Consider the following 11,342-nt stretch of genomic DNA (forward strand, 5'->3'; position numbering starts at 1 on the left):
TTTCATTCACGTCGTTACGGAACCATGCAAACCATAGAGATCAAATCCGTCGAGTACGATCATCCTCAAGACGGAGCCAGCTGCACCGCCCACGCCTGGGCGCGCACGCCAGCGACACCATCGGCCGAACAGCGCACCGCGCTCAAGGCGCGCATCAAGCAATTGCTGGTCGAGAAGGAGGCGGTGCTCGTCTCGCACTACTACGTCGACGCCGACCTGCAGGACCTGGCCGAGGAAACCGGCGGCTGCGTCTCCGATTCGCTGGAGATGGCGCGCTTCGGACGCGACCATCCGGCCAAGACCCTGGTCGTGGCCGGCGTGCGCTTCATGGGCGAGACCGCCAAGATTCTGAGCCCGGAAAAGCGCATCCTGATGCCGGACCTGGACGCGACCTGTTCGCTCGACCTGGGTTGCCCGGTCGACGAGTTCACCGCCTTCTGCGACGCCCATCCGGACCGCACGGTGGTGGTGTACGCCAACACCAGCGCGGCCGTCAAGGCGCGCGCCGACTGGATGGTGACGTCGTCGATCGGCCTCGACATCGTGGCCCACCTGCACGCGCAGGGCAAAAAGATCCTGTGGGCGCCGGACCGCCACCTCGGCTCGTACATCCAGAAGCAGACCGGCGCCGACATGTTGCTGTGGCAGGGCTCGTGCCTGGTGCACGACGAGTTCAAAGGCGTCGAGCTCGAGCTGCTGAAGGCGCAATATCCCGAAGCCAAGGTGCTGGTGCATCCGGAGTCGCCCGCCAACGTGGTGGCGCTGGCCGACGTGGTCGGCTCGACCACGCAGATCATCAACGCCGCCGTCGAATCGGACGCCGACACCTTTATCGTCGCCACCGACAACGGCATCCTGCACAAGATGCGCGCGGCCGCGCCCGGCAAGCGCTTCATCGAGGCGCCGACCGCCGGCAACAGCGCGACCTGCAAGAGCTGCGCGCATTGCCCGTGGATGGCGATGAACGGCCTGCAAAACCTGGCCGACGTGCTGGAGAACATGGAAACCAGCACCACCAACGAGGTCCACGTCGATCCGGAGATCGGCCGCCAGGCGGTGGTGTCGATCAACCGCATGCTCGATTTCGCGGCGGCCAAGAAGGCGCGCGTCCAGCCCGGCGCCGACCTGGCGAAAGAAGCACAACTGTTTTCAGGAATTGGTCCCGCATGATGAGTACTCTGTCGAACAAATATGCGCCCTTCGATGACGCGCTGAAGGCGGCCTTCGAAGCCAATCTGCTGACGGCATTGCTGGAAGACGTCGGCAGCGGCGACCTGACCGGGCTGCTGGTGCCGGAAGGCGGCCGCGCGACCGCGCGCGTGATCGTGCGCGAGGATGCGGTGCTGTGCGGCGCGCCATGGTTCGAGGGCGTGATGAACTGCATGCAGGCCGGCATCGAGATCGACTGGCAATACGCCGAGGGCGACCTGATGAAGGCCGACAGCGTGGTCTGCACGATCCAGGGGCCGGCGCGCGCGCTGTTGACGGCGGAACGGGCCGCGCTGAACTTCCTGCAACTGCTGTCCGGCGTGGCGACTGCCACCCGCAAGTATGTCGATGTTATCGCCGGCACCAATGCGGCCATCCTCGACACCCGCAAGACGTTGCCGGGTCTGCGCCTGGCGCAGAAGTACGCGGTGCGCGTGGGTGGCGGACAAAACCAGCGCCTGGCGCTGTACGACGGCATCCTGATCAAGGAAAACCATATCGCGGCGGCCGGCGGCGTCACCCACGCGGTGCTGACGGCCAAGCGTCTCGACAAGGGCGTGTCGATCCAGGTCGAGGTCGAGAATCTGGATCAGCTGGACGAAGCGCTGGCGGCCGGTGCGCTCTCGATCCTGCTGGACAACTTCAGCAACGACATGATGCGCGAGGCGGTCAGGATCAATGCCGGCAGGGCGCTGCTCGAAGCGTCCGGCGGCATCAACTTCGATACCGTGCGGGCCATCGCTGAAACCGGCGTCAACCGCATCTCGATCGGCAGTTTGACGAAGGACATCCGCGCCACAGACTATTCTTTGCGAATTGTCAACTAAATTATTTAAAAAATATGTAAATAATACAATTGTTAAAGATGACTTAAAGCTAATATAATCTCCCTTGTTTTTTTACCACTATCAACCAGGGAGCGTATTAGATGAAATTGAAACATGTCGTAGGAATGATGGCGCTGGTGGGTTTGACCGGTCTGGCGCAGGCCGACACCTTTGCCAATGGCGGCTTCGAGAGCGGCACCACCAGTGGCTGGACCACCGGCGGCGGTGATCGCAGCGGTTACTACAACTCGGGCATCACGCCGGCCGATTTCCTGCCTGGCGGCAAGCTGTACAGCGACGACGGCAGCCGCGGCGCCATCATCGACAAAAACTATGTCGATAGCAACGTGGGCGCCAAGATCGGTTCCGTCGTACTCGATGGTAACTATTCGTACCGCGCGGAAGACACCACCTACGGCGGCTTCGGCACCGTTATCAGCCAGCAAGTCAAGAACTACACCGACACCGATATCTATTTCGGCTGGAAGGCCGTGCTGGAAAACGGCGGCCACGCCGAAGATGAATCGGCGGCGATGATCCTGACCCTGACCGACAACACCACCGGCCAACTTGTCCTGAGCCGCACTTACAACGCCGGCAATGGCGGCGGCGGCGTCGATTCCCGTTTCCTGACCGAGGGCGAATTCTTCTACACGCCGTCCTGGCAGCTCGAACGCCTGACCATCGACCAATCCTTGTCCGGCCACGACTTCACGTTGTCGCTGCTGGCGGCCGACTGCCAGCCTACCGGTCACACCGGTTACGCTTACATCGACGGCTTCGGTTCGTATGTTCCGCCTGTTCCGGAAGCCGAAACCTACGCCATGATGCTGGCCGGACTGGGCATGATGGGCGTGATCGCTCGCCGCAAGAAAGCCGCCAAGGCCTAAGTAGCGTGACGCCGGCCTGAGCCGGTCGACAAATGCGGCATCGCGCTCGGCGCTTTGCCGCATTTTGCATTGCGGCTCTGAATTCGAGCGGAGGGCGCCTGGTCAGCGCGCCGCGATGGCCTTGCGCATGCGGGTCAATGGCACTTGCACCGGACCGGGTAGGGTGATCTCGAAAGTATCGATGGCGCTGAAACCACAGGCCAGGTACAGCGGCACGCCGGGCATGGTTGCCGCCAGTTCCAGCGTGCGGAAGCCGGCTTCGGCAGCGGCGTCGGTGCAGTGTTGCAGCAGCAACCGGCCCAATCCCTGCCGGGCGGCGGACGGCTCGACAAAGAAGGCGCGAATGCGGGCCGCCTCGGTCGTCGGGTCGAGCAGGGCGTCGACGCCCTGTTTGGTGCGGTCGGCGCCGAACAGCGTGCTGCGCTTGCTCCAGCCGCCGCAGGCCACCAGCTTGCCGTGCTGTTCGATGAGGAAATACGTGCGGTCGGCCACCAGTTGGGTGTCGACGCCGAAGACATGTTGCGTAACCGCTTGCGCCTGCTCGTCGGTGTAAAACCCTGTGCTCAATTCGATGCCGGAGCGCTTGATCAGCGCTTCCATGGCAGGGATGTCGGCCGCTGCGGCGGCGCGCACGATGACCGTCATGATGCGGCCTTAATTGCGGCGCGGCGGCATTAGGATGCTCGGCAAGGCCTTCGGCAATGTTTCCGGGTAGTCGCGGCTAAAGTGCAGGCCCCGGCTTTCGCGGCGTTGCAGCGCGCTGTTGACGATCAGGTTGGCAACATCGACCAGGTTGCGCAGCTCCAGCAGGTCGTGCGTGATGCGGAAGTTGCGGTAATACTCGTCGATTTCTTCCTTCAGCAACGCAATGCGGTGCTGCGCGCGCTCCAGTCGCTTGGTGGTGCGCACGATGCCGACGTAGTTCCACATGAAGCGGCGCAACTCGTCCCAATTGTGGGAAATCACCACTTCCTCGTCGGCGTCGGTGACCCGGCTTTCATCCCAATCCGGCAAGTAGGGCACTTCGCCTTTTTCCTTGGAGGCGATGTCGCGCGCGCAGGCGCTGCCGATGACCACGCATTCGAGCAGCGAGTTGCTGGCCAGGCGGTTGGCGCCGTGCAGGCCGGTGCAGGCGGTTTCGCCCACGGCGTACAGGCCGGGCAGGTCGGTGCGGCCGAACAGGTCGGTCACCACGCCGCCGCAGGTGTAGTGCGCGGCCGGCACGATCGGGATCGGCTGCTTGGTGATGTCGATGCCCAGCTCCAGGCAGCGCGCGTAAATGGTCGGGAAGTGTTCGATCAGGAATTCGGCCGGCTTGTGGCTGATGTCCAGGTGAACGTAATCGAGGCCGCGTTTTTTGATCTCGAAGTCGATCGCCCGGGCCACCACGTCGCGCGGAGCCAGCTCGGCGCGCTCGTCGTGGGCCAGCATGAAGCGCGTGCCGGCGGCGGCGCCCGCTTCCGGCGGCAGCTTGAGCAGGCCGCCTTCGCCACGGATCGCCTCGGTGATCAGGAAGGACTTGGCGTACGGGTGGTACAGACAGGTCGGGTGGAACTGGATGAATTCCATGTTCGAGATGCGGCAGCCGGCGCGCCAGGCCATGGCGATGCCGTCACCGCTGGCGGTGTCCGGATTGGTGGTGTACAGGTACACTTTACCGGCGCCGCCGGTGGCCATCACCGTGTGTTCGGCCGCGAAGGTCAAGACCTGGCCGGATTTCTCGTCCTGGACATACAAGCCGTAGCATTTCGGCTGGGAATGGCCCTTCTTGACCGGATGCAGCTTTTCCGAGGTGATCAGGTCGATCGCGCAGTGGTGCTCGAACAAGGTGATGTTCGGATGGGCGCGCACTTTTTCCTCCAGCGTGACTTGCACGGCGTGGCCGGTGGCGTCGGCCGCGTGGATGATGCGGCGCTGGCTGTGGCCGCCTTCGCGGGTCAGGTGGAAGCCCATTTCGGCCGACGAGTCGCGCGTGAACGGCACCCCTTGCGCGATCAGCCACTCGATCGCTTCGCGGCCGTGCTCGACGATGTAGCGCGTGGCGCTTTCGTCGCACAGGCCGCCGCCGGCGATCAGCGTGTCGTCGATGTGCTGGGTGTGGCTGTCGCCCGAATCGAGCACGGCGGCGATGCCGCCCTGGGCCCAGTTGCTGGCGCCGTCTTTGAGCGCGCGTTTGGAGATAATCGCGACTGTGCGCGTTTCGGCCAGGTGCAGGGCGACCGAGAGGCCGGCCAGTCCGCTGCCGACGATTGCAACATCAAATTTCATGATCACATGTGAAATGCTGTAAGGAAGCATGACTATAGACTATTTGTCACACCTTCGTCATATTCGCGGCTTTTTTGCCGGCCCTATCGCTTTTTCCGAGCCTGGTTTGCGCTAGCGCTGTTTTGCGGTTGTGGGCGCTCAAGGCCGGCAGTCGCGGTTGTCTCCATCATGAAAGCTCCGCCGGTCAGAGCGGCAGGGAGCTTATTGTGATCAGAATATTTCATCATTACGTATCGAAAATGGCCTTCATGCTGCTGATGCTGGAGCTGCTGTTATTGTTGACGGCCGCCGTGGCCAGCGCGCCGCTGTGGCGGCAAGCCGGGCCGGTGCCGGACAGCTTGTATCCGCCGGCGCTGGCGTTCGCGCTGGTGCTCGTTTTCAGCATGGGCGCCCTTGGTATGTATCAACACAACCAGTCGCGCGAGGACATCAAAAGTACGTTCGTGCGCATCCTGCCGTCGTTCGTGCTGGGGTTTGTGCTGTTTAGCCTGCTGGCGCAGCTGCTGCCGGGCACCCAGTTCGTGCGGCTCGGCAGCATGGTGTTCGTCGTCGGCGGGGCGGCGGTGCTGCTGGCGCGGCTGCTGGTGTTCACGTCGGCGCAATCCAGCATGCTCGAGAAGCGCCTGATCATCATCGGCGACGGCGCCACCGCGCGCGAATGCATGGACCTGGCGACCACCGGCGTCGGCTTCCACCAGTTCCGGGTGGTCGGCTGCGTGCCGGTCGAGGGCGAGCCGCGCTGCGTGCCGTTGACGATGTTGCTGCCGCCGGAGCTGTCGCTGCTGGCGCTGGCGCGGCGCCATGCGGCCGACGAGATCATCGTCTCGGTGGGCGACCGCCGCAACGGCGCGTTCCCGGTGCGCCAGCTGCTCGAGTGCGCGCTGGGTGGCGTGCGCGTGACCGACGCCGCCAGCTTCTTCGAGCGCGAGGCGTGCCAGATCCGGGTCGATTCGCTGCAGCCGAGCTATTTGATCTTCGGCGGTGGTTTCGACCAGAGCCCGTTGCGGGCGGCAGTCAAACGCGCTTTCGATCTGGTGGCCAGCGGCGCGATCTGCGTGGCCGCGTTGCCGGTGATGCTGTTGACGGCGCTGGCCATCAAACTGGAGGATGGCGGGCCGGTGTTCTACCAGCAGGAGCGGGTTGGGCGCGACAACCGGCCGTTCAAGGTGCTCAAGTTCCGCAGCATGCGGGTCGACGCGGAGCTCGACGGCAAGCCGAAATGGGCGGCGCGGGACGATCCGCGCGTGACGGCGGTAGGGCGCTGGATCCGCAAGCTGCGCATCGACGAGCTGCCGCAGATGCTCAATGTGTTCAAGGGCGAGATGAGTTTTGTCGGTCCGCGCCCGGAGCGCGCCTATTTCGTCGAGCAGCTTTGCCAGGAGATCGCTTACTACAACGTGCGTCACGGCATCAAGCCGGGCATCACCGGCCTGGCCCAGGTCCGCCACGGCTACGGCGCCTCGGTCGATGACGCGGTGCGCAATCTGCTGGCGGCGCTGACCGACAAGCCGGCTGCCGTCAACCAGGTCTACAACGTCGCGCTCAACGCGCGTACCAGTTTGAACGAGCTGTATTTGATACTGCACGGGCTGCTGGTCGAACGCTATCCGCATCTGCGCGACCACCAGCCCGCGTACGGCCAATTCCGCGCCGGCGACGTGCGCCATTCACAGGCCGATATTTCGAAGGCGGCCATTCTGCTGGGTTATGTGCCAACGCACGACCTGCGCCGTGGCCTCGACCACGCGCTGCGCTGGTACATCGCGCAGCTCGATAACAACGCACGTTGAACCATGCCTGCTTCACTAGACCGGCTGGGTGATCGTCAATGTGCGTGCGATACCGCGAAAATCCGGTCGATGATGGACGCACGACATCGGAATGCGTCTTCAGCGCCTCAAGATACAGCGTATGCGGAAGGAAATCGGCCTTGCGCAGCAGACGTGCGTGCCAGTACGAGGCCGAGCCCTCATTCATGATCGCAGCCGAAATGCGCCTGCCGGCGGCCGGCGGCGCGGGCGAAAAAAAACCGCCGCACCGAAAGGTGCCGCGGTTTGATGTCCGGGACGACGGAAAATCAGTGCGGTGCGTAGTTGGCGCTGGTCGCTTCCTTGATCACGCGGCCGGCGGTGCGCGCCGCGTTGGCGGCGCCGGCGCCACCCATGCCGTCGCCGGCTTCATTGGCCATGCCGACCAGCCCGTCTGCCGCGCGGGCATCGCCTGCGCTGGCGGCGCGTTCGAACAGGGCAATGGCCTCGCTGCGCTTGGCCGGATTGGACAAATAGCGCAGCGCCAATTCGCGCTGGGCCACTGCGGAACCCTGGTCTGCCCACTCCTGTAAGCGACGCTCCGCCGCCGGTTGGCCTTGCGGACCGATTTGCATCGCGGCGGCTTCAATCACGGTCGAGGCGGGTACGGTACCTTCTTGTGCCTGGCAGGCGATCAACGCGCCGACCAGAACCAGAACCGACGATACCAACACACCTGACTTGTTGAATAAATCCATATTTTAGTTGCCCTTGGAAATCGCCATTTAAGACGCATTGCACCATTATACTTGCATTTCGGCAAATTGCCTATTCCGCAATACTACGCAGAAGCCAAAATTGCGTGCGGAAGCTTACGATATCGTAGCAATCCATGTCGCACGTCCGGCACAGCAACGTTGTCGCTCGTGTGCCGTTCGAATGGTGGCGATAGTAACATGAACACTTTGCCACGCTGAATTGCAAGCGGCGATTCAACGTAACAATTGTAACGATTCGTTAAGCCGGCCGGAAAGGGCACAAATGATGATACCAGTGTGCAGTGCAGCATGAGCGTTCGTTACAATAGATGAACGATATCGGAGGGCGTATTCGCAGAACAGGGCGGGACGACGCAGACAGGAGGCGCCGCAGCAACCCCGGGGGGTGATGGGCTTATGGCGTCACGTCGGGAGCGTTGTGCAGCAGCCAATCGTGCGCTTGCCGCAAAACCAGTTGATATTCGGATTTCAGTTCCGTGAAGAACGGGGCGATTCGTGCCAGATCCCGTTCGGCCAGCGCCTGCTCGAGCTTGAGCGAAGACGCCACCAGGCGCTTGGCTCCCAGCGTGCCGACGGAACCGCGCAGGCTATGGAAGATCCTGCCTGCATCGATCAGCCGCTCTTCCTGGATCGCCGCGCGGGCCTGATCGAATGGGGCCATGCCGGGCGCGCAGGCGTCGCGCACGATTTTGGAGACGATCGCCAGCGCCTTGTCGTCGTTGCCCATATATTTGAGCAGCGTGGCGACCGAGAATACGTTCTCTTCGGGGGCTGGCGGACTGGCTTCGGACATGCGGTGCTCCAAGACGACACTAATTGACTAATAATACACTGGCGCTCGATGTTGCCGTAGAGATTGTTCGGACTTGCTCGCACTTACTTGCATTTAATCAGTCCAACTTTACGCGAGATCAAAGCCCCTATTGCTGACTGTTGTTAAATTGCTGCGCCAGCGTCTGCAACGGTGGCGCAGCTGCGGCCGATGCGGCACCGGCCGGCGGCGCCACGCGGACCGGCTTGCCCCCGGTTTTGGTTGCGTGTAATACATTGCCGGTGGCTTCCGGCGCCGCATTCCACACCGGGTTGTCGAGGCCCTCGAATACGCGCTTGAGCTGGTCGCCCCAGGTGTTGCGGATCATCTGGAAATACTGGTTGCGCTCGTCGATGGTGACGAAGTGCGTCACCGCCAGCGCGTCGGTCTTATAGACCAGCAAATCGAGCGGCAGGCCGACCGAGACGTTCGAGCGTAGGGTCGAATCCATCGAAATGAGCGCGCACTTGGCGGCATCGTCGAGGCTGGTGGCCGGCGTGACCACGCGGTCGATGATCGGTTTGCCGTACTTGGCCTCGCCAATCTGGAAGTAGGTGTTTTCGTCGTGCGATTCGATGAAATTGCCGGCCGAGTAGATCTGGAACAAGCGGCAGCGCTCGCCCTTGACCTGCCCGCCGAAAATAATGCTGACGTTGAAGTCGATGCCGAACCCGGCCAGCGATTGGGCGTCGCGCTCATGGACCCGGCGCACCGCGTCGCCGAGGATGCGCGCGGCCTCGTACATATTCGGCGCGTCCCACAGGCTGTGGCCGCCGGCGGACGCCGGTTCGGACACCAGCTGACGTATCGATTGAGAAATCGACAAGTTCCCGGACGTCATCATCACCATCGCGCGCTCGCCGGGCACCTCGAACACGCTCATTTTACGGAACGTGCCGACCTGGTCCACGCCGGCGTTGGTGCGCGAGTCCGATAAAAACACCAGCCCGGCATCGAGGCGCATGCCCACACAATAAGTCATCGTCGTAAAGTATTGAATATAAGTACGACTATTTTACACCTGGAAATTACTTGGCGCCGATTTTGACATCGACTTCCATCGATTCCTGGCCGCCGCCGCGCCGCACGCCGCGCACCGGCGCTGCGGCGTCGTAATCGCGCCCGATGGCCAGGCGGCAATAAGCGTCGGTCATCAGGCGCGCATGGGTGACGTCGATGCTGATCCAGCCGACGTAATCCTTGTCCTCGGTCCAGGCGTCGACCCAGGCATGGCTGGCCGCGTGGCCGGTGTCCTCGGGATCGATGTAACCCGACACATAGCGCGCCGGAATGCCGCGCGCATGGCAGCAGGCCAGGAACAGGTGCGCATGATCCTGGCACACACCCTGACCGAGCGCGAGCGCATCGCTGGCGGTGCTGGTGACCACGGTCGCACCGCTTTGATACCGGACCGCACCAAATATGTGCTCGGCAAGCGACAGCAGATCATTGCTTTGCGCGCGGCCGTCCGGCAGATTGGCCGCGGCCATCTCCACGATAGGGGGCGTGGCCTCGGTCAAGCGCGTTGGCACCGTGAAAATCAGCGGCGACAAGGTGTCGCCGTTGGGCACGCGACCTTTGAGCGGGGCGACGGTTTCGATCACGCCGCCGGCGACGATGGTCAGGCCCTCGTGCGGCGTATCCATCGTCATCATGTGCGACTGGTTGCCGTAGGCGTCGGTGTAGGCATGCACATGGCCGGGCAGGGCGATATTCCACGACAACACATGCTGCTGCGGCTCCTTGCGCGGCGTCAGGTGCAATTGCTGGATGGTGTAGGCCAGCGGCGTGGTGTAGGTGTAGCGCGTTTCATGCCGGATAGTCAGCTGCATCGAATAGCCTCTCGTTCACGCCGCCAGCGGCACCAGGAAATCGCGGCTGACGCGGTTGCCCAGTTGGTTGATGTCGGCCAGGAAGCGGGTCAGCGTCTCATGCAGGCCGGCCTCCAGGATGTCGTCGATATTGCTGAACTGCAGCGCCGCGCGCAAGCGGCCAGCCAGCCGCTCGGTATCGGCCGACACGTCATTGCGCACTTCCGCCAGGTTTTGCACCACCTCGTCCATACACGCCAGCAACGAGCGCGGCATGTCCCCGCGCAGCATCAGCAACTCGGCGATACGCGCCGGGGTGATGACGTCGCGGTACACCTTGCGGTAGATCTCGAACCCCGACACCGAGCGCAGCAGCGCGCCCCAGTAGTAAAAGTCGTGCTGGCTCATCGCCTCGCTGCGGGTGGCCTCGGCGCCGCCGCCATGGAACTTGACGTCCAGGATGCGCGCGGTATTGTCGGCGCGCTCGAGGAAGGTGCCCAGGCGGATGAAGTGCACGGCCTCGTCGCGCAACATGGTGCCCACGGTCACGCCGCGCGACAGATGCGAGCGGAACTTGACCCATTCGAAGAACTTGCTGGGGTCGTCCTCCAGCAGATCGCTATCGAGGCGCTTTTGCATGTCGAGCCAGGTCTGGTTCTGGATTTCCCACACCTCGGTGGTCAGCGTGCCGCGCACGGCGCGGGCGTTCTCCCGCGCTTCGGTCAGGCAGGCCACGATCGACGACGAATTGTCCGGGTCGCGCACCATGAAATCGATGACCTCGCGCGCCTCCAGGGTCTGGTGTTTGGCGTCGTAGGCTGCTTGCAGCTCGGAAATGCCAAGCATGGCGCGCCAACCGTTGGCGTTGTTTTCGTCGGATTGCGGCAGCATCGACGTCTGCACGTTGACGTCGAGCATGCGGGCGGTGTTTTCGGCGCGCTCGGTGTAGCGCGCCATCCAGAACAGGTGATCTGCGGTTCGGCTTAACATGGTGTCTCC

The 11,342-nt window shown here is 63.1% G+C and carries 11 protein-coding genes and 1 pseudogene; 4 read left to right on the forward strand and 8 right to left on the reverse strand.

Features of this window, described 5'->3' with window-relative positions; genetic code table 11:
* The first annotated feature begins 24 nt into the window (after positions 1–24).
* The 3 genes from nadA to ACZ0BA_RS07820 all read left to right on the forward strand — a co-directional run bounded on the left by nadA (position 25) and on the right by ACZ0BA_RS07820 (position 2,926).
* Positions 25–1,170: a quinolinate synthase NadA gene (nadA, locus tag ACZ0BA_RS07810; protein WP_463450754.1), complete on the forward strand. Its 1,146-nt coding sequence runs from the start codon at positions 25–27 to the stop codon at positions 1,168–1,170.
* Positions 1,170–2,036, forward strand: coding sequence for a carboxylating nicotinate-nucleotide diphosphorylase (gene nadC, locus ACZ0BA_RS07815; RefSeq protein WP_463454723.1), 867 nt, complete (start codon positions 1,170–1,172; stop codon positions 2,034–2,036). Before nadA ends, nadC begins: the two co-directional genes overlap by 1 nt.
* Before the next feature lie 101 nt (positions 2,037–2,137).
* Entirely contained in the window at positions 2,138–2,926 is a 789-nt protein-coding gene (locus ACZ0BA_RS07820) for a PEP-CTERM sorting domain-containing protein (protein WP_463450755.1), read from the forward strand.
* Between the two features lie 102 nt (positions 2,927–3,028).
* Here ACZ0BA_RS07820 and ACZ0BA_RS07825 read toward each other — a convergent pair whose 3' ends face one another.
* Together ACZ0BA_RS07825 and nadB are read right to left on the reverse strand one after the other, a co-directional pair.
* Positions 3,029–3,571: a GNAT family N-acetyltransferase gene (locus ACZ0BA_RS07825; protein ID WP_463450756.1), complete on the reverse strand. Its 543-nt coding sequence runs from the start codon at positions 3,569–3,571 to the stop codon at positions 3,029–3,031.
* 9 nt (positions 3,572–3,580) lie between these two features.
* On the reverse strand, positions 3,581–5,194 hold the full coding sequence (gene nadB, locus ACZ0BA_RS07830; protein ID WP_463450757.1) for an L-aspartate oxidase: 1,614 nt from the start codon (positions 5,192–5,194) through the stop codon (positions 3,581–3,583).
* A 206-nt stretch (positions 5,195–5,400) separates the two neighbouring features.
* Here nadB and ACZ0BA_RS07835 point away from each other — a divergent pair, with 206 nt between their 5' ends.
* Positions 5,401–6,984 (forward strand): TIGR03013 family XrtA/PEP-CTERM system glycosyltransferase, encoded by a 1,584-nt coding sequence (locus ACZ0BA_RS07835; protein WP_463450758.1) that lies wholly within the window; start codon positions 5,401–5,403, stop codon positions 6,982–6,984.
* A gap of 61 nt (positions 6,985–7,045) precedes the next feature.
* On the opposite strand, the pseudogene ACZ0BA_RS07840 reads toward ACZ0BA_RS07835, so the two are convergent.
* The 6 genes and pseudogenes from ACZ0BA_RS07840 to ACZ0BA_RS07865 form a co-directional block, all read right to left on the reverse strand.
* A pseudogene (locus ACZ0BA_RS07840) lies at positions 7,046–7,171 on the reverse strand (SpoVR family protein); the annotation flags it as partial.
* A gap of 100 nt (positions 7,172–7,271) precedes the next feature.
* Positions 7,272–7,700 (reverse strand): hypothetical protein, encoded by a 429-nt coding sequence (locus tag ACZ0BA_RS07845; protein WP_463450759.1) that lies wholly within the window; start codon positions 7,698–7,700, stop codon positions 7,272–7,274.
* Positions 7,701–8,115: 415 nt separating this feature from the next.
* The gene (locus ACZ0BA_RS07850; protein WP_463450760.1) at positions 8,116–8,514 is read right to left on the reverse strand and encodes an Hpt domain-containing protein; all 399 of its coding nucleotides are present in this window, start codon (positions 8,512–8,514) and stop codon (positions 8,116–8,118) included.
* A gap of 127 nt (positions 8,515–8,641) precedes the next feature.
* The gene (locus ACZ0BA_RS07855) at positions 8,642–9,514 is read right to left on the reverse strand and encodes a peptidase (protein ID WP_463450761.1); all 873 of its coding nucleotides are present in this window, start codon (positions 9,512–9,514) and stop codon (positions 8,642–8,644) included.
* Between the two features lie 46 nt (positions 9,515–9,560).
* A complete protein-coding gene (locus ACZ0BA_RS07860; RefSeq protein WP_463450762.1) occupies positions 9,561–10,364 on the reverse strand; it encodes a transglutaminase family protein in 804 nt (267 codons plus the stop codon).
* Positions 10,365–10,379: 15 nt separating this feature from the next.
* Positions 10,380–11,333, reverse strand: coding sequence for an alpha-E domain-containing protein (locus tag ACZ0BA_RS07865; protein WP_463450763.1), 954 nt, complete (start codon positions 11,331–11,333; stop codon positions 10,380–10,382).
* Positions 11,334–11,342: the final 9 nt, after the last annotated feature.

The organism is Duganella sp. AC917 (assembly GCF_979258245.1).